15 protein-coding genes are annotated in these 18,974 nt (G+C 44.7%); 4 read left to right on the forward strand and 11 right to left on the reverse strand.

Annotated features, from left to right (window positions below; genetic code table 11):
* Window positions 1-102 precede the first annotated feature (102 nt).
* Window positions 103-780 (forward strand): GTP pyrophosphokinase, encoded by a 678-nt coding sequence (locus DWW77_RS07520; RefSeq protein WP_015527292.1) that lies wholly within the window; start codon window positions 103-105, stop codon window positions 778-780.
* Window positions 781-797: 17 nt separating this feature from the next.
* Here the strand turns inward: DWW77_RS07520 and DWW77_RS07525 are convergent, their stop codons facing one another.
* The 5 genes from DWW77_RS07525 to DWW77_RS07545 form a co-directional block, all read right to left on the reverse strand.
* Window positions 798-1,781: an AraC family transcriptional regulator gene (locus DWW77_RS07525; RefSeq protein ID WP_092068556.1), complete on the reverse strand. Its 984-nt coding sequence runs from the start codon at window positions 1,779-1,781 to the stop codon at window positions 798-800.
* 214 nt (window positions 1,782-1,995) lie between these two features.
* Entirely contained in the window at window positions 1,996-3,063 is a 1,068-nt protein-coding gene (locus DWW77_RS07530; RefSeq protein WP_022427045.1) for a substrate-binding domain-containing protein, read from the reverse strand.
* 99 nt (window positions 3,064-3,162) lie between these two features.
* Window positions 3,163-4,170 (reverse strand): ABC transporter permease, encoded by a 1,008-nt coding sequence (locus DWW77_RS07535; protein WP_092068559.1) that lies wholly within the window; start codon window positions 4,168-4,170, stop codon window positions 3,163-3,165.
* A 3-nt stretch (window positions 4,171-4,173) separates the two neighbouring features.
* Complete coding sequence (locus tag DWW77_RS07540) at window positions 4,174-5,166, reverse strand: ABC transporter permease (RefSeq protein ID WP_110102893.1); 993 nt, start codon at window positions 5,164-5,166, stop codon at window positions 4,174-4,176.
* Window positions 5,166-6,671: a sugar ABC transporter ATP-binding protein gene (locus DWW77_RS07545; RefSeq protein ID WP_110102921.1), complete on the reverse strand. Its 1,506-nt coding sequence runs from the start codon at window positions 6,669-6,671 to the stop codon at window positions 5,166-5,168. The genes DWW77_RS07540 and DWW77_RS07545 overlap by 1 nt, the downstream gene beginning before the upstream one ends.
* Window positions 6,672-6,936: 265 nt before the next feature.
* Between DWW77_RS07545 and DWW77_RS07550 the strand changes: the two genes are divergently transcribed.
* From DWW77_RS07550 to DWW77_RS07560, 3 genes are read left to right on the forward strand one after another with little or no spacing between them, the layout of a single operon-like run.
* The gene (locus DWW77_RS07550; protein WP_022426624.1) at window positions 6,937-8,502 is read left to right on the forward strand and encodes a response regulator transcription factor; all 1,566 of its coding nucleotides are present in this window, start codon (window positions 6,937-6,939) and stop codon (window positions 8,500-8,502) included.
* A complete protein-coding gene (locus DWW77_RS07555; RefSeq protein WP_110102891.1) occupies window positions 8,499-10,322 on the forward strand; it encodes a sensor histidine kinase in 1,824 nt (607 codons plus the stop codon). Before DWW77_RS07550 ends, DWW77_RS07555 begins: the two co-directional genes overlap by 4 nt.
* Window positions 10,323-10,369: 47 nt before the next feature.
* The gene (locus DWW77_RS07560) at window positions 10,370-10,753 is read left to right on the forward strand and encodes a DUF3783 domain-containing protein (protein ID WP_021652148.1); all 384 of its coding nucleotides are present in this window, start codon (window positions 10,370-10,372) and stop codon (window positions 10,751-10,753) included.
* Window positions 10,754-10,894: 141 nt separating this feature from the next.
* On the opposite strand, the gene DWW77_RS07565 is transcribed toward DWW77_RS07560, so the two are convergent.
* The 6 genes from DWW77_RS07565 to DWW77_RS07590 all read right to left on the reverse strand — a co-directional run bounded on the left by DWW77_RS07565 (window position 10,895) and on the right by DWW77_RS07590 (window position 18,819).
* On the reverse strand, window positions 10,895-12,313 hold the full coding sequence (locus tag DWW77_RS07565; protein WP_118608413.1) for an arabinose isomerase: 1,419 nt from the start codon (window positions 12,311-12,313) through the stop codon (window positions 10,895-10,897).
* Between the two features lie 24 nt (window positions 12,314-12,337).
* Complete coding sequence (gene rhaB / locus DWW77_RS07570; protein ID WP_015527297.1) at window positions 12,338-13,741, reverse strand: rhamnulokinase; 1,404 nt, start codon at window positions 13,739-13,741, stop codon at window positions 12,338-12,340.
* Window positions 13,742-14,007: 266 nt separating this feature from the next.
* Window positions 14,008-15,177: a substrate-binding domain-containing protein gene (locus DWW77_RS07575; RefSeq protein ID WP_118608414.1), complete on the reverse strand. Its 1,170-nt coding sequence runs from the start codon at window positions 15,175-15,177 to the stop codon at window positions 14,008-14,010.
* 145 nt (window positions 15,178-15,322) lie between these two features.
* Window positions 15,323-16,300, reverse strand: coding sequence for an ABC transporter permease (locus DWW77_RS07580; RefSeq protein ID WP_118608415.1), 978 nt, complete (start codon window positions 16,298-16,300; stop codon window positions 15,323-15,325).
* An 11-nt stretch (window positions 16,301-16,311) separates the two neighbouring features.
* Window positions 16,312-17,823 carry a sugar ABC transporter ATP-binding protein gene (locus tag DWW77_RS07585; RefSeq protein WP_118608416.1) on the reverse strand — a complete coding sequence of 504 codons (1,512 nt, stop codon included), beginning with the start codon at window positions 17,821-17,823 and terminating at the stop codon, window positions 16,312-16,314.
* 21 nt (window positions 17,824-17,844) lie between these two features.
* Window positions 17,845-18,819, reverse strand: coding sequence for an ABC transporter permease (locus DWW77_RS07590; protein WP_118608417.1), 975 nt, complete (start codon window positions 18,817-18,819; stop codon window positions 17,845-17,847).
* Window positions 18,820-18,974 lie beyond the last annotated feature (155 nt).

An 18,974-nucleotide genomic window follows, 5' to 3' on the forward strand; every position in this document is an offset into this window, starting at 1 on the left:
TGTCAATACAAATGTTGAAAAAAATATCATTTTGTTCTATAATTGTATGAAAGTAATTGTTATAAATATTACATAAGAAAGGAGTTTCACCAGAAAAACACTATGGCTGAAAGAAATACAAACACCTGGCTGGATACCCCTGATCCACAGGTTTTTATCAAAAATTCCGCAAAATTTAATGATCTGATGATGATGTATCGATGTACGGTCCGTGAGGTACGCACCAAGCTGGAAGTCCTCAACGATGAATTTTCATTGGAATATAAACGTAACCCGATCTCCTTCATCAAAACAAGGATCAAAAAGCCGGAAAGCATTTACAAAAAGCTCAAAAAGCTCGGCTATGAGTTTACTGCGGAGAATATTCAGAATCAGCTGAATGACGTGGCAGGCATCCGTGTTGTCTGTGCCTTTATCGATGATATCTACACTATTGCAGACCTGATCACCAGGCAGGATGACATTACCGTCATCCAGGTAAAGGACTATATCAAAAATCCAAAGCCAAACGGCTACCGCAGTTATCACATGATCGTGGAAATCCCCGTATTCTTCTCCAAGGGAAAAACTCCCATGCGTGCAGAGATCCAGATCCGTACCAACGGTATGGATTTCTGGGCAACTCTGGAGCATCAGCTGCGTTACAAGCAGAATATCGAAGAAATGGACGGTTATGAGGATGTCAGCAATGAACTGCTGAACTGCGCCCGCACTGTGATCGATATGGATAACGAAATGCAGCGGATCAAAAACAAGATCGGACAATTCCATGATATTTAAAAAAACAGGTGAGGCTGTTACAGCCTCACCTGTTCTTTCTCACTGTTTTTCACCCGGAACGCCCGTGGTGTCATGTGATAATGTTCCTTGAATACCCGATGAAAATAACTGTTATTTTCATAGCCTACAGCCGCAATGATGTCACTGACAGGCAGATCTGTTTCACACATCAGCTCTACAGCCTTGTTCAGACGTTTTCTCTGAAGAAGTTCCTTGAAATTAAACCCTGTGCTTTTCTTGATCATCTTACTGAGGACATGCATGGGAAGATGCAGACGACCACAAAGCTCCGTCAGCGTAGCAGTCCGGTATTTCTGTTCAATATAATCCAGTGTTGTCATAGAGATCATATTTTCGTACTGATTGGGCAGACGCATCTCCACATACTGCACCGATTCTATCAGATACATGAATATCAGGCCCATTGTGGTCTGATTGATCCGCTCTCTGTTCTCCTCACCGTTTACAAGAGAATAGATGATATTTTCCAGAAGATTCTGGATCTGCAGCACTTCCGCAACCTTAAAATGAAGATATTCCCCACGCTCTTCATCCTGTCGCAGGACATTCACCAGAAAATCTGCCAGCATATTGTCATTGCCCGCCATGGAATAGGCCACATCAAAAAACTCCGGCAGCACCATAAAATTGATCGCAATATCATTCTGCCCCGCTTTCAGAATCTCATGCTTCGTAAACTGATTGAGAAAAAGCAGCTCGCCTTTGTTAACTATGACTTTTTTTCCGTCAATGATATTAGTCAGAGATCCCTCACACACATACAGCACTTCCACAAAATTATGCCTGTGAGCCGGAAAATACACAAAACGGGTGTGTGTACGCACAGCGATCAGCCTGCCTTCTTTCAGCATTTTACGGCTGTCCACAGTAAAGTCCCGACCGGATGTGTAGAGATCTCTATCCACCTCTGCTTCTCCATCCAGGATTTTTCTCTCTTCCTCTGTGATCTTTCTCAGCTGATCCAGTAATGCCTGCTGCATGTGTTTTGCTCCTTCATCTGTTCATGGTTTTCTATTCTGCTGTCCTCATTTTAACACCGCAGCCATAAGAGTACAACCAGAATCAAAAGACTGAAATTTTTTCGGAAACCTTCTATACACCAAATTCAAATATACGAAACAAGGCGGAGTCCGAAGACTCCGCCTTGTCCCAAAAGGATTTATCATATGATTATACAGTCAATCTGAGGATTGATTAGTACAGCTTAGCCATCTCCTCGATGTTGCTTGTATCGAATTTCAGAGGTGCACCAAGAACAACCTCTGTACCGCCGTCATCTGCCTCTGTTACTGTGTAGTCACCAAGGTCACCAGCTGTGAATTTGTCATCTTTAGCACCTGTGATGTCTTCGTTGATCAGAGCGATTGTTGTGTAAGCACTGAGTTTTCCAAGGCCCTGCATATCCCACAGATAGAAGTATGGGCAGGAATGAGAATCATCATCACCTGTGTACTCCTGCATCTCGGATGGAAGTCCAAGACCTGTCAGCTTGCAGGAAGATCCGTTATCCTGAAGATATTTAGCAGCTGCTGCGATACCAACTGTTGTAGGTGCGCAGATAACCTTCAGATCCTTGTAGTTCTGAAGAAGAGCTGCTGTCTGGTCTGTGGATTTCTGCGGCTCATCATCACCGTATACAACGTCTACAAGCTCAAGCTTGCTGTATTTGTCATCGCCTTCCATGATGGTCTTCATCGCGTCGATCCATGCGTTCTGGTTAGCGGACTGAGATGTAGCGGAAAGGATAGCGAACTGTCCCTCACCACCGGAAATATCAAGAACTGCATCCATAAGTGCCTGAGCAACTTCTTTTGTACCAGCCTGGTTTACGAAAATCTCACGGCTGTCTTTGTTCGGTGCGGAGTCGAAGGAAGATACCTTGATTCCCTCATCCATAGCTTCCTCAAGCTTAGCCTGAAGAGCGTTAACATCGTTAGCGGAGATACAGATTGCATCGAAGTCCTGAGAAATCAGGTTGTCAAGAACCTTGATCTGCGCATCAGCTGTAGCTGTCTCAGGATAAACGACCTGAACCTCGCCGCCTTCAGCCTCTACTGTCTCCTGGAAAGATTTCGCTGCGATCTCGAAGAATGCATTACCGGCTGCTTTACCAACCAGAGCGATCTTTTTGCCTTTTGCAGAATCGCCAGCTGCTGCTTCTGTCTTAGTATCTTCGGATTTGTCATCTGCTGCAAGAACCGGGCAAACTGTACCAAGAACCATTGCTCCACAAAGGATTGCGCTAATTACCTTTTTTTTCATTGTTGTTCCTCCCTATAAGAATATAATTTTTTTATATGCTACTGCCTCCGCTACACCAATGGAGGCAGCTAACAATCATATGAGTTTCAAAAGTGATATTTAGTTTTTCTTCATTGCGACTGCTTTTTTCACATCGCCGATGATATTCGGAAGAGCTACTGCTGCTACCAGAAGTACACCGATGATGAGAAGGATCACCTGAGCATTTACGTTCTTCTGTCCAAGGCCAACTCGTAAGCATACGATGATGAATGCAGAAATGATACCGCCGGCCAGGTTACCTTTACCACCTGTGGAGGAGATACCTCCGAATACTGCCATTGCAATGGCATCCATCTCAAATCCGTTACCGGTTGTTGTATTTGCACCGTAGGAAGAGGATACCAGGAATACTGCGCAAAGTCCGGACATAAGTCCCATAACTGTGTAGATGATGAAACGGATCTTCTCTACGTGAACACCTGCGTAATAAGCTGCCACACGGTTTGTTCCGATCGCATATGTACGGCGTCCAAATGTACTCTTTCCAAGAAAGATCGCAAAAAGTACACCAAGGATCAGCACCAGGAAAAGAATATATGGAATATTTCCAACCTTTCCACCGATAGCACGGAAGCCATCTGTGTTTGTGATCGCAATACTTCCGCCGGCTCCAAGTGTTACCTCAGCGATACCACGGAAGATGATCTGTGTTGCCAGTGTTACGATCATTGGAGGCAGCTCCTTGAAACGGGTAAGGATAAATCCGTTAACCGCACCACAGAGGGCACCAACAACCAGTGCTGTAAGTACTACTACAATGAACGGAGCGTTTGTGTTGCAGACCATACAGCTTAAGGTAGCGGAGAGACACACGATCGCACCTACGGAAATATCAATCTCGCCTAATACCAGGATGTACGCCATTGGAAACATCATGAATACCTCTGCAAGGTAAACCGGCATCTGACGAAGAACACTCTTCATATTATAAAACTCAGAAAATGATGCGCAGAAAATATTTACCAGGATAAAGAGAATGACCAGGATGCCTTCCCAACTGAATATGATGTGTTTCATCGGATTTTCCGGCACATTGTTAATACTTCTTCCAGATTTTCCAGCCATGATTTACATCTCCCTTCCCTTTAATGCGTTTTTATCTGCGATTCTCTGCAGAACAACGTTGATCACAACTACTACCAGGATGATAACACCCTTGATCATGTTCTGCCACAGTGAACTGATACCTACAAGCGGAAGAGCTTTTGCGATCGTTGCAAGGATAATGGAACCGAGGAATGCACCTACTACGGTTCCACGTCCACCGCTCATGCTTACACCACCGATAACGCAGGCTGCGATAACATCCATCTCACCACCGTACTGCATATCAGGCATTGCAGAAGCATAAACAGATACCTGAAGTGCTCCGCCAAGACCTGCGAGGAATCCCATGATCACATATACAAGAAGGTTGATATTCTTTGCATTGATACCGGAAACCTGTGCTGCACTTGCGTTACTTCCTACTGCGTAGATCCTACGACCGGTTCTTGTCCATTTCATAAAGAAGAAGAATACTACGTAGCATACGATGATCACCCAGATTACCTTGTTGATTCCAAGGAAATTTGTGGTGGCAAAATTCTTAAAATCACCGAGAGCTGCGGCACTTGCCCACTCACCACCGTGAGAAACAAGATATCCCATTGCTCTGTAGATGTACATAAAGCCCATGGTTGCAATGATCGGCGGAACGTTTGCTCTTGAAATTACAAGACCTACAACCAGTCCGCAGGCAATACCGATTGCCATTGCAATGATGAAAGCAAGTAATGTGCTTGTGATATGTCCGTATTTCAGAAGCATACCGATGGACATACCGGAAAGTGCCAGAGTTGACATAATGGAAATATCAATTCCGCCTACCAGCATGACACATAACATACCAAGTGACATTACCATTGTTACTGCATTATTTTTCAGCATCTCCATGAGTGACTTTGGCGTAAGGAATGACGGGCTGATCGCTGTGACAACTGCAAACAGCACGATTACGATAATTGCCAGCAGAGCCTCTCGGGAGCCTGTAATCTTCTTGATGACAGATTTCTTTTCCATTATTTAGTCCCCTTTCCAGTGCTCTTTTCCATGGACAGCTCAAGGATTCCCTCCTGTGTTGCCTCTCCTCTGTTCAGTTCTCCTGTCTTGCGGCCATTACACATAACAATGATACGGTCCGCCATACCCAGGATCTCCGGCATCTCGGAAGAGATCAGGATGATTGCATATCCTTTCTTTGCAAGGTCTCCCATGATCGCATAAATCTCAGCTTTGGCTCCGACATCGACACCCTTTGTCGGCTCATCCATGATAACTACTTTCATTTCCTGAGCAAGAGCTTTCGCAACAACAACTTTCTGCTGGTTACCACCAGACAGAGAGCTTGCCGGCTGGAAGATATCGACTGCCTTGGTATCTACTTCCTCAAGAAGTTTCTTGGAAAGTTCTCTTTCTGCCTTCTCATCGTTAAATCCGGATTTTGCATATTTGCTGATGATCGGAAGTGTTACGTTTCTTCCAAGTCCCCAGCTCATAACCAGACCCTGTTTCTGTCTGTCCTCTGGAAGAAGGATGATACCTTTTTCCATTGCATCAGACGGAGTCTTGATATAAATTTCTTTTCCCTCAAGGAAAACTTTTCCTTCGTCCGGACGGGTAATTCCACAGACAGCTTCCATAACCTCTGTACGTCCTGCACCAACCAGACCGGTAAGACCTACGATCTCGCCTGCATGTACATTGAAAGAAACATCCTTGAAAAATCCTATTCTGGAAAGATGTTCGATACGGAGCATCTCATCTCCAAACTTCACTTCCGGTTTCGGGAACAGATCGTTAATCTCACGACCAACCATTGCCTTGATCAGATCTGCGTTTGTGATTCCATCTACATCATAGGTTCCAATGTACTGGGAATCACGGAATACGGTAACTCTGGAAGCCAGACGGTACATATCTTCGAAACGATGGGAGATAAAGATAATGGAAACACCATTCTCTTTCAGCTTGTCAACCAGTGTGTAAAGCTTCTCGGACTCGTTTCTGGTAAGTGCTGCTGTCGGCTCATCCAGAATGATGATCTTCGCATTTGTGGAAAGTGCCTTGGCGATCTCGACCATCTGCTGCTGTGCAACAGAAAGTGTACCCATCTCTGCTGTTGCGTCAAAGTCTGCATCCAGCTCCTTCAGGTACTTGTTTGCCTCCTGATTCATCTCTTTCCACTGGATCATATGATGTTTAATGATCTCATGACCCATAAAAATATTTTCGGCTACTGTAAGATGCGGATATGATGTAGGGTGCTGATATACGGCAGCGATACCTGCCTCCTGGGCATCCTTCGGACCTTTGAAGTCAACCTTCTGTCCGTTTAAGAACATCTCACCCTCTTCTGCCTTATGTACTCCGGTAATAACCTTGATAAACGTAGATTTACCAGCACCATTCTCACCCATCAGCGCATGAACTTCGCCAGGTTTGAGCTGGAACTGTACATTATTCAGAGCTTTGACACCGGGGAATATCTTCGTAATACCTTTTAATTCAAGAACATATTCTGACACGGCTCTTTCTCCTCCCTTTCCTTTAATCTGATTATATTCTATCATCCGGCCCACAGATTGATAATGGGAATATTTTTGGATAAGGGTAAAATATTCTTCTTTTCCCTGTAAAATATTACTCATAAACCATTGTCCCATTCTCGTATTTCTATATACTTTATGCTATAATGATAACGCTGACGTTACAGTTTTCTGGGAATATAAACAGAGCTGTAAACGTCCGATTTACGAAGCTATAAAGCTATGCTCGATTGGAGAATTGTATATGAAATTACTGATCGTCGATGACGAAGAACTTACGCGTACCGGACTGATCTCATCTATCGACTGGGATTCTCTGGGAATCACCGAGATCCTTCAGGCAGATGATGGTGTGAACGGACTGGAAATGGCCAGACTGTATAAACCTGAGATCATTCTCTGCGATGTACGGATGCCGCGGATGACAGGCATTGCCATGCTGGAGCGTCTGGAGAAATTCCTGCCGGACAGTATCCCTATCTTTATGAGCGGATATTCTGACAAAGAGTATCTGAAAGCTGCCATCAAACTAAAAGCCATCAATTACATCGAAAAGCCTCTGCATCCCGAGGAAGTACAGGCGGCAGTTCTGGAAGCGCAGACTCTTTACAAACAAAAGCTCCGCTCCCATCGTGGCGAAGCGATCCATTCTCAGGAAATCGCTACCCGGCTGGCACAACAGCTGACTCTTCCACCTTCCGATAACAACAAAATTGCAGATCTCTGTCTGGAACTGGGGCAGCCGGAGCTTCTTGAGAACGGCATGAATTTTACCTCTGTGATCGTAAAGCTTAATGAATCTGTGGAGGCTTCCGGTATTTTCCTGGAAGATCTCCAGAACGACATTTCCTGTTTTCTGGAGCATTACCATCTGAAATGTCTTTTTGTGGAAAAAAGAGTTCAGTATCTGGTCCACCATATATATGGAAGGAATGCCCTTTCCCCGACTACCCTTTCCGCAGTGGGAAGCTATATTTCCAGACAATATGACACCTGCGGAAAGCATCTGATCGCTGCCGGAAATACCGTAACGGATATTTTCAGGGTTTATCAGTCCTACGCTTCTGCCGTGATCCTTCTGCAGAACTGTTTTTTCTTTCCGGAAAAAACATTTCTGACGGAAAATTCCATCCGCCTGCTTTCACCGAAGGGACCGGTTCCGGATTCCCTGCATTCACCGGAAAATACTTTTTCCAAATATCTCCTGGCCGGAGAAGAAGAACCCTGTTTTCAGTTTCTTGATGAGCTTTTCCGGTATTATAGCTGCAATCACACATTTATGCCTAACCAGATCCGTGATCTTTATTACCAGCTATTTAATACACTTTCGGCTTCCCGTAAAAAAAATCAGCTGGAAACCGAACTTCATGAAAAGCAGGATCTGATCGTAGATACGTTAAACAACGCCTTCACCTACGAAGAGCTTCACAAAGCTCTGAAAGAAAAAACCGCCCAGTATTTTGAAGATGCGAAAAATTCCCAGCCGGAAAATTCCACGATCTTTATGATCAAGGATTATATCAGCCGGAACTATATGAACGATACACTTTCCGTAAAAGATATCAGCGGCCATGTATACCTTTCCGCATCTTATGTATGCACTTTTTTCAAAAGCGAGACCGGACAGACTCTCAATCAATATCTGACAGAATACCGAATGGAAAAGGCCAAGCAGCTGCTTTCCGATCCCAAATACAAGATTTCCGAGATTTCTTCCAAGGTAGGCTATACGGATGGCAATTACTTCGGAAAAAGCTTCAAAAAATACTCCGGCTTTTCCCCGTCTGAATACCGGGAGAAAATGTCATGAGGGCCCTCTGGCGCCGTTTCAAAAACGGCTACCTGAATTTAAACCTGCAGACAAAATTCACCATTGCCCTGATCAGCATTGTGGTAATTCCTGCCTGTCTTACCGCCTTTCTTTTTTATGGACGACTTTATAGCATGGTGGTTTCCAATACCATCCGGCAGGAGCAGGACGCCTCCGCAAAAACTGCACCTCTGATCGAACGGACTATGGATACGATCCTCGCTACTACCCGGAATATTACAGGACAGAATTTTTTTCAGGAACTTTTTTATATGCCGGTCAGCGATTCAGCAGAACAGCTTGCAACATCTAACCATGCCACTGATTTTAAAAATGCCGTTCAGCGTCTGACCACAGATTCCATTGTTACCGATGTACAGATCTATGTGGATTTTCCTGATGATCTGAAGACACTGGATACTTATCCCAACACTAAGAATATCCTTGCTCCCTTAAGTCAGGCGAAAGGTACCTACTGGTACGGTATCTTTCAGGGAAACCGGAACACCCAGGAAATGTTCTGTCCTTCCTTCTATCTTGGTCCCAGGGAAAAAAAGAATTATGGTGATATGGCATATATCTGCCCTTTAAGCCTTTATTATCACTCCACTGCCTATAAGGCTTATCTGGCAGTGTATTATTCCGATGACAAGCTTACTTCCATTCTTTCCGACAATCTATCTCTGGAAGGAAGTGTTTCATATATTGTAAACGAACGTGATGCCATTGTTGCTACCTCAGATCTGTCATTATCCGGAATCTACCAACTGGATTACGACACCATCAAGGCTTCCTTTATGTCTTCCAATAACTTCATTGAGCGGAACATTCTGGACACAAAGGTTTATGCCGGTTTTTACAGCATTTCCAATACGGACTGGTTTATGGTGACGGTCCTTCCTTCCCCGCCGCTGATCCATGCGAGCAACCGACTGATGGTCCAGATCGTACTGATCTATGCAGTTTTTCTGGTTCTGGCTCTGATTTTTGCCAATGTACTGGCTCATTCCATTACCGGAAGACTTTCTTCTGTGATCCGGCAGATGCAGACCGTCCGCCACGGCCCGCCTACTCCTATGGAAAGTCCACAGGCACATGATGAGATCGGTAATCTTATCGATACCTACAACTATATGACTCGAAAAATGGAGGAACTGATGGAGAAGCAGGCTAAGGCTGCAGAAGATCTCCGGATTGCAGAATTCAATTCCCTCCAGGCACAGATCAATCCGCATTTTCTTTATAATACCATGGATATGATCAACTGGATGGCACTGCAGGGACAGACCGATGAGATCAGTCACGCAGTGCAAAGTCTTTCCCGTTTTTATAAGCTGACTCTGAGCCGCAAAAAAGGAATCTCTACCATTGCAAGGGAGCTGGAGCATGTAACCATCTACGTGCAGCTTCAGAATATGCGCTACCACGACAGCATTGAGCTGATCACGGATATCCCGGATGAGCTTTCAGAATACCAGATCCCGAAGCTGACTCTTCAGCCTGTTGTGGAAAATTCCATTCTTCACGGGATCCTGGAAAAAGAATCAAAATCCGGAACTATTGTTATTACCGGATGGATGGAAAATGAGGATATTGTTCTTCTGATTTCCGATGACGGTGTTGGGATTTCGCCGGAAATCCTGTCAACTATCCTTTCCGGAAAGGGAAAAAGCCAGTCCGGCGGCACAAATATCGCAGTTTATAATACCCACCGGAGACTCCAAATTCTCTATGGAAATAATTACGGACTCACTTATTCCAGCAAGCCTGGAGAGGGGACAGAGGTTGAGATCCGCTTCCCTGCACATCGCGAAAAGTAACTTATGTTCCACAAAAATCTTTATTCAGAAATGAGGTATGACACTATATGAATACACAGCCAGAAGCTCTTTTATATAATTTTAACGACCCAGAACGGCTTCGCCAGATCCGCCGCTATCTGAACCGTCAGAAGGTTAAGACACGGATCGTCACTGCGCCGGAATTTCTTCATCCGCTGGGATATCTTTTTGAGATTCCGGGATTTCATCCCTCATCCCAGTTTAATCTGGGAAGCAATTTCAGTGATGAGATGATCGTGCTGAAGGATTTTTCCAGTGCACAGATGGATGATTTTCTTGCTTTTTTCCGTGAAAACCAGATCCCGCCTGTTGCACTGAAGGCCATGCTCACACCGGTAACTCAGCACTGGTCTTCCATCCAGCTGCACGATGAGCTTTCCAGGGAGCACACACTTATGCATAAAAAATAACTGCAAAACCAAAATCTGCCGAATCTGCCTGCTGCATTTCCGGCAGATCTTTTTTATCTTATTTTTCCCACTGAAAAAGGAGACCGCTCCGCGCAGTCTCCTTTTTTGAATATGTTTTAGGTTGAATACATAAGAAAGAATTTATCTTGTCACGATATCTACCGGTACGTTAAAGATTTTTGCAACCTTCAGGATCGTATCGATGTGTCTTCCTGTAGCAGCTGCCATATGATGTGTCGGGCCAGCCTCGCTCCAGCGGTTAACGAACTCTCTTGCTCCGCATGTGAAGCGTGTTCTCATGTTTGTATCACCGAAGGAAAGGATCGGTCCCTCCTCGTTTACGCCCTCAGCTACAACGAATTTGAAGTTTCCGTCTTTATCCTGAGTGATTGCAAGGTAGGTTACAGGGCCTGTGTATGGATAGAACTGTGTCAGGTATCCGCCGCCTGTTTTGCCGTGGAATACCGGCACGATTTTCATGGTTGGTTTCTTGTCGGAGATGTCAGCGTCACCGCTTCCGGAATGTCCGATGATGCAGATGTCATCGTTGAAATCGATGGAGTACATCTCAGAAAGCTGGCCTGTACCGGAAATTGTCTTTAAGATACTCATTGCCATGGCAACTTTCATATCGCCCTCTACGGCACATGCAGTACCCTGTTTGATCAGCATGGAGAAAGCCGGGATCAGCATACTGTCAAGGACTCCTGCTTTACCCTGTGCAAATCCGTCGTAATGGGAAGCGATCATTCCAAGATGCTCGTCTTTTACCCACTCCTCAAAAGCAACTACATATTTTGCCATATCCCATACTTTCTCAATGGTGCCGCCGCCCTCAATATCGAATGTATCAAGGATATCCTGTGCTTTTGCCCGGATTGCCTCCTCATCTGTAATATCATCAGCGATCGCCCACATCTTCTCCCAGTCGAACTGTTTTGTGTAGAGGAACATTCTGTTATAGAGGTTTGTCTCATCAATATACAGATCCATCATACCCGGATATGGTCTTCCGATCTGCGCAATGTTAGTCTCACGGAATCTTCTTCTTACCTGAGCAGCCTTGCACCAGTCTTCGATCTCAGCCTGAACTGCAGGATCTCCGCCTTCTACAACGCCTGTGATAACCGCATGTCTCTTGCCTGCTCTCTCAAGGTCAGCAACTGCCTCGCCTACAGCACCGCATGCATAGCCTTCACCCAGCCAGGAGGCAATGTCAGTGTGCTCATAATCCAGCGCTTTGATCTTCTGAACGTTTACAAGAACAACCGGAACATCCAGATCACGGATTGCCGGAAGCATGTTGTAGGATGTTGCGTATGTCAGCATCTGAAGAAATACAAGGTCAACATCTGCTGCACGGAACTTATCTCCTGCCACCATTGCCTGCTCTTTTGTTGTCACCATTCCGCCGTCAACGATCTCTACTGTATCCGGGATCGTTTTCTTGAATGCGTCGTACTGTGCCTCAAATTCCGACACCAGTGACGGGAACTGCGGAAGATATGCGCCTAAAGCAATTGAAAATACACCAACTTTTGCCTTTGTGTTAACTAACATAATAAAACCTCCAGTTATTTTTATTTATGCTTTGTATACTTTGATACCGAAAGACTCATGGATGGTTGTACGAGCCTCCTCGATCGTTTTAAACTCCTCGGCCTTCAGCATCTGTGCTGTGATATTACCGATTGCAGTAGCCTCACCAGGGCCTGCATGGATTTCTTTCTTTGTAGCTTTTGCAGTCAGCTCATTTAAGTATCCTGCATTGGAACCACCGCCTACGATATGGATACGGCTGTAGGTTCTTCCTGTCATCTCCTCGATTTCTTTTGCGATCTTAGCGTAGCAATCTGCAAGGCTTGTATAGATAACGGTTGCAATCTCGCCAAGAGTTTCCGGAACCTGCTGTCCTGTTCTGCGGCAGTAGTCCTGAACCTCTTTTGTCATGTTCTCAGGAGAAAGGAAGCACTCATCGTTTGCGTTTACTCTTGACGGGAAGTCTTTTGCCTCCTCAGCCATCTCGCAGATCTGTGCAAAGCTGTACGCATCATCAAACTCATGACGTACAGACTGGATCATCCAGAGACCCATGATGTTCTTCAGATAACGGAAACGTCCTGCATATCCACCCTCGTTTGTGAAGTTCATCTCACAGCTCTTCTCAGAGCAGTCTGCTTCTTTTCTCTCGATTCCCATCAGAGACCATGTTCCGGAACTGATATAAATGAAATCGTCATCATTTGCAGGCACAGCCAGAACTGCAGACCCTGTATCATGTGTAGCCGGTGCTACAACCTCAAGATCAAAGCCAACTGCTTCCTTCACTGCGTCTGTTAAATGTCCGATGCTTGTGCTAGGCATGATCAGCTTCTGGAATATCTTTCTTGGATATCCCAGCATATCGATCAGCTCATAATCCCAGTCCTTGGTTGTCGGGCATACAAGCTGTCCTGTGGTTGCCTCTGTGTACTCGCAAGTTTTTTCGCCTGTAAGAAGAAAATGGAAGTAGTCCGGTACATGAAGAAGTGTCTCAGCCTGCTCCAGATACTCAGGATGTTTCTTCTTCACTGCCATCAGCTGATATACTGTATTGTAGATTGCTTTCTGGATACCGGTTCTTGCATACAGATCCTTCAGGGAAATTGTCTTATAAACTTCCTCGTCCATTCCCTCTGTACGATGATCACGGTAGCCTACCGTGTTGCCAAGAACCTTGTCATCCTTGTCTAGAAGCACAAAGTCAACACCCCAGGTATCAACACCCATGCTTACCGGGATCTTGCCGATCTCTTTACATTTCTTAAGACCATTTACGATCTCGTTGAAAAGGCGGTCAAACTCCCAGCAGAGCTCTCCATCCTTCTTAACCATGCCGTTCTCAAAACGATAGATTTCTTCCAGGATCATTTTTCCGTTTTCCATATGTCCCAGAATGTGACGTCCACTGGATGCTCCGATATCTACTGCTAAATAATATGTTGCCATTTTTAAATCCTCCTCAATATGTAAGCTTCTGATCACTTTCATATCTGATGTTGTATTTATCATACATCAGGATCCTTCCGGTGATAAGAACCTCTTTTGTCAAAAAAAGTGTCTTTATTTGCCAATAATACAGCGATTATTTATGAACTACTACATTATTTGTTTAAAAAATCCGCTGACTGAATCAGCCAGCGGATCTCTTATTTCATACGTCCGTGAACGCAATCCGCGTTCATTATAACTTCACGATCTTATCAATTATATGATTAGTCATAAAGGTTAGGTGCGATATTCTCGTCTTCCATATTTGTTGCATCATACCAGTAACCCTCTGTAGGAACATCCTCAAGCTTCTGGCCGTTTGCTGCTGCTGTCAGAGCGTAGATTGCATAGTATCCCATCATAAGAGGAGACTGTGTAACAGCACCAACGAGTGTGCCATCTTTAACAGCTGCTTTGATGATAGAACCAGCATCGAAACCAACACCAACTACATCACCGTTTGCCGGGTCAGAACCAAGAACGTTAAGGTTAGCATTTGCTGCAAGAACACCCTCTGCGGAAACCTGGTTGGAACCGAAGATTGCAATACAGTTCTCCTGGGAAAGGATTGCCTGTGCCTCTGTGGAGCAGAGCTCTACAGTTGTCTGTGCCGGAACAGCTACCTGGATAACAACGTCTGCGTCTTTAGCGTCTGCGTCAGCACCCTCTGCTGCGTTTACATAGAACTCGTTGCCGCTTACTGCAACTGTCTTTCCATCAGCCTGAAGAAGCTCGATCATCTTGTTGATGAATCCTGTACCACGCTGCTGGATGTTCTGAGCTGTTGCATCCTGGTTAACCTCACCGATGATAACCTGTCCGTCAGCATCTTTAACAACGTCTTTAATGGAGTTGTACATATTCTCAGCTGCTACTGCACCAGCCTGTGCGTTGTCTGTACAAACCTCGCATACTACAGATCCTTCCGGAGCATCAGCGATACCTGTATCGAATGTTACAACCGGGATTCCTTTTTCTGCACATGTCTTAAGTGCATCTGTAACGGAAGATGTATCACAAGCTGCAAGTCCTAATCCAACAGGATTGGAAGCGATAGCTGTGTTGATCATGTTAACCTGGTCAGCGATATCGGACTCACTGTTCGGTCCCTGTGGTTTATAATCAACGCCCAGCTCCTTAGATGCTTTCTTCATACCTTCCTGAGCTGCATCCCAGTATGTGGACTGGAAAGATTTAACCATCATCGGGAACACATAAGCTTCGTTTGCTTTCAGTCCGTCGAACTGTGCAGTAGGATCCTCAGCTGCTGTGGAATCTGCAGATTTCTCTGTTGCTGCATCTTCTTTCTCCTCAGCTGCAAAAGCTGCAGTTGCACTCATGCTTGTTACCATTGCTGCACAGAGCATTAATGCCATAACCTTTTTTGCTTTCATATAATATTTCCTCCTTAAATATATTATATAGTTTTTTTATGTTCATACGCCATTGCTACCCCTTGGCGTTTCACATCTTTGATAATGGGTACTGTCACATTTCTCTGTGAACAGCACCCTTTTTCACATTATATCTCACTGCTTATCAGTGAGCTGCTTTTTTCTCTTTCAGGATATCGATCAGAACGGCTACGATCAGAACGATACCAGTGATGATCTGCTGCCAGTTTGCCTGCAGGCCGATATATGGAAGACCTGTTTTCAGAAGCATGATGACGAAGATACCAACGAATGTACCGATCACGGAACCATATCCACCGGTAGCTGCTACACCACCAACGAATACACCACCGATAGCATCCATCTCAAGTCCGGCACCAGTACCAGGCTGTACAGTAGGTGTTACTGCTGCGTATGCGATCGCTGCAAGACCTGTAAACAGACCGCAGACAACGTATACCATTACGTGATAGAACTTTGTATTGATTCCGGAAAGGGCTGCTGCCTCTTTGTTGGAACCGATTGCAATTGTATAACGACCGAATTTGGTGTGGTTCAGGATGTACTCCATAAGAAGAACCAGAATGACCATCCACAGGAATCCAAGCGGATAACGGGAAGCACTTCTTCCTGTACCAACAGTTACTTTAAAGATTGTGTGGAACCATCCACCATCCTGTGTAAGTCCCGGCCAAGGTGTCGCACTGCAGAGAGATCCGGCACCACGGGTGATCATACAGGTACAAAGTGTTGCCAAAAATGGCGGCAGGTTCATAACACCGATCAGTACACCGTTCAGTGCACCGACTGCGATACCAAGAACAACACAGATCAGCATTGCCAGAGCTACCGGGCAATTGTTGTTTCTGATCAATGTTCCGGCGATCAGTGCGTATGCTACCATACCAGTTCCGATTGACAGGTCAACACCACCAGTGATAAGCGGGAATGTAACTCCGATCGCCATAAGAAGATCGTAATATGAGAAATCCAGCATACTCAGGATCGTGGTGTACTGTCTGAATTCTTTACTCAAGCCTGAGAATATTGCACACAGGACAATGATAACGAGCAAAACAATAAATCTCTGATCACTTAAAATACTTTTTTTCTTCTTAGTCATGACTTTCCTCCTTAATCGATATTCCGTGTGGCCTTGTCCATGATGTTTTCCTGGGTTGCCTCGGAGATATCAATACATCCGGTAACTTTACCCTCACACATGATGATGATACGGTCACTCATTCGGAGAACTTCCGTCATCTCAGAAGAAATCATGATAATGGATTTTCCTTCTGCTGCCAGTCTGTTCATTAATTTGTAGATTTCGTTCTTAGCACCAACATCGATACCTCTGGTAGGCTCATCGAAAATAAGGATGTCACTGTCTCGTGTCAGCCATTTTGCGATAACTACCTTCTGCTGGTTACCACCGGAAAGGTTAACTACCAGCTGGTCTGTAGTAGGTGTCTTAGTTGCAAGTTCGTTTACATATTTCTCAGCAACTTTTTTCTCTTTTGCTTTGTTGATAAAGATACCATTGGTAAACTCTTCCATTGTTGCCAGTGTTGTATTCTCTGTTACAGATTTCTGTACAACACAGCCGTATCTTCTTCTGTCCTCTGACAGATAACCGATACCGTATTTAACAGCATCCTGCGGGCTGTTGATGGTAACTTCGTGAAGCTGTCCATCTTTACCCATAACAGAGATCTTACCACTCTGTTTCGGGTCTGCTCCGAACAGTGCTCTGGCTGTCTCGGTACGTCCTGCACCCATCAGTCCTGAGAAACCAAGGATCTCACCTTTCTTCAGTTCAAAGCTTACATCTTGAACCATCTTTCCTGCGTTCAGATGTTCAACCTTAAGAACTACCGGTGCATCTGCCGGAACTGCACTCTCCTGCTTCGGATCCTCATAAATAACACGACCAACCATCATGTTGATGATATCTTCTTTTGTACTGTCTTTTGTGATGAGAGTTCCTACGTAACCACCATCTCGCATGACTGTTACACGGTCTGTGATGGTTTTGATCTCATCCATACGGTGTGAGATATACACGATACCAAGATTTTTCTTACGAAGGTCACGGATGATCTCGAACAGATCCGCGATCTCTTTCTCGGTAAGTGCTGCGGAAGGCTCATCGAAGATGATGACCTCAGCTTTATGAGAGATTGCTTTTGCGATCTCACACATCTGCTGTTTTCCGACTGTCAGGTTTTTCATCTTTTCCTTCGGATTGATCTCAATGTTCAGATCCTGGAAAAGCTTCTTTGAATCCTCGATCATCTTTTTGTCATCAATGCGGAAACCTTTTTTCGGCTCACGTCCGATGAAGATGTTCTGAGCAACGGTAAGATCACCTACCATGTTCAGCTCCTGATGTACGATTACAACGCCGGCATCCTGTGCCTCACGTGTATTGTGGAATTCTGTTTCCTGTCCTTTGTAAACGATGGAACCTGAATCCTTCTGATAAATACCGGTAAGAACCTTCATCAGTGTTGATTTACCGGCACCGTTTTCTCCCATAAGTGCATGTACTTCGCCGCGTTTTACTTCGAAATTAACGTGATCCAGAGCATGAACTCCAGGAAAGGACTTATCAATGTCCTTCATAGTTAAAATAACTTCACCCATTGTCGCATCCTCCCTCTAAGATCAGTTCTTTCTGCGTCTTGCAGAAACGTCGATATAAACTGCAACGATAACGATGATACCTGTGATGATCATCTGCTGTCCTTTACCAAGGCCAAATGCCATGATGCCCTGCTGAAGAAGAGAGATGATAAATACGCCGATTACAGTACCGCCGATGGAAGCAAGTCCACCAACCATGGATGTACCACCCATAACGCAGCCTGCAATAGCCTCATTGTTGTACTGATCGCCATAACCAGGCTGAACAGTTGTGTATGTAGCTACAAAGAAGAGTGCTGCAATACCTACCAGGAATCCGCAGATCATATAAGCAAGCATTTCCCATTTCTTTGTGTTGACACCGGAAAGACGGACAGCCTCTTTGTTAGATCCAAGGCAGAGGATGTAACGTCCTGGTTTTGTGTTGTAAAGAACGATACCGCAGATAACTGCCATTACCAGGAAAATAATAATTCCTACAGGGAAGCCGTTTACGGAAACGATATTACGGAACCAGCCGTTTGCATCGCTGGCTGCCGGCCAGCTTACAGACTGTGTTTTTGTGAATACAGAAGCAATACCTTTTGCAATGTTCATGGATGCCATGGAAATAATGAATGGTGGCACTGACATGTAAGAAACCATCCAGCCATTGAAAATACCAAAGCAGAGACCGATCAGAATGCAAAGGATCATGGCAACTGCACAGGGAACCTTGTAAGATGTCATGCAGTAACCGGATACCAGTGCACAGCAGAACATTACAGGTCCGATGGAGAAATCAATTCCTCCTGTAGCGATTACGAATGTAACGCCAAGTGACAAGAAGCCCAGGAAGTACACATAGTTCAAAGTAGACTTGATACTATCAACAGCCGGAAACTTGTTTCCAAGAACTACTTTAAAAACCAGGAACATAAGAATCAGAACACAGACAAGAAGTATTCTGTTCAATCCGAGCTTCTTAACGATTGGATTTTGTTTTAAGTTTTCCAATTTTTACCCTCCTCACGTTTTGCACGTATCTTGTGTTTTCTTGGTTATTATAATACCGTCAAAAATCAATAATTGTAATAGAATATCTTTCAAAAAAAGGTTAAATATTTACTGTATGGTAAATATTTAACCCTTTTCTTTGTGCATTTATGACT

Origin of the sequence: Ruminococcus sp. AF17-12, from assembly GCF_003479245.1 — a bacterium.
Taxonomy (GTDB): domain Bacteria; phylum Bacillota; class Clostridia; order Lachnospirales; family Lachnospiraceae; genus Blautia_A; species Blautia_A fusiformis.

Coding starts and splice junctions, on each gene's coding strand:
- DWW77_RS07525 (WP_092068556.1), bottom strand. CDS start 1,781: ATGCAGCAGGCATTACTGGATCAGCTGAGAAAGATCACAGAGGAAGAG.
- DWW77_RS07575 (WP_118608414.1), bottom strand. CDS start 15,177: ATGAAAGCAAAAAAGGTTATGGCATTAATGCTCTGTGCAGCAATGGTA.
- rhaB (WP_015527297.1), bottom strand. CDS start 13,741: ATGGCAACATATTATTTAGCAGTAGATATCGGAGCATCCAGTGGACGT.
- DWW77_RS07585 (WP_118608416.1), bottom strand. CDS start 17,823: ATGGGTGAAGTTATTTTAACTATGAAGGACATTGATAAGTCCTTTCCT.
- DWW77_RS07530 (WP_022427045.1), bottom strand. CDS start 3,063: ATGAAAAAAAAGGTAATTAGCGCAATCCTTTGTGGAGCAATGGTTCTT.
- DWW77_RS07520 (WP_015527292.1), top strand. CDS start 103: ATGGCTGAAAGAAATACAAACACCTGGCTGGATACCCCTGATCCACAG.
- DWW77_RS07550 (WP_022426624.1), top strand. CDS start 6,937: ATGAAATTACTGATCGTCGATGACGAAGAACTTACGCGTACCGGACTG.
- DWW77_RS07565 (WP_118608413.1), bottom strand. CDS start 12,313: ATGTTAGTTAACACAAAGGCAAAAGTTGGTGTATTTTCAATTGCTTTA.
- DWW77_RS07555 (WP_110102891.1), top strand. CDS start 8,499: ATGAGGGCCCTCTGGCGCCGTTTCAAAAACGGCTACCTGAATTTAAAC.
- DWW77_RS07535 (WP_092068559.1), bottom strand. CDS start 4,170: ATGGCTGGAAAATCTGGAAGAAGTATTAACAATGTGCCGGAAAATCCG.
- DWW77_RS07540 (WP_110102893.1), bottom strand. CDS start 5,166: ATGGAAAAGAAATCTGTCATCAAGAAGATTACAGGCTCCCGAGAGGCT.
- DWW77_RS07560 (WP_021652148.1), top strand. CDS start 10,370: ATGAATACACAGCCAGAAGCTCTTTTATATAATTTTAACGACCCAGAA.
- DWW77_RS07580 (WP_118608415.1), bottom strand. CDS start 16,300: ATGACTAAGAAGAAAAAAAGTATTTTAAGTGATCAGAGATTTATTGTT.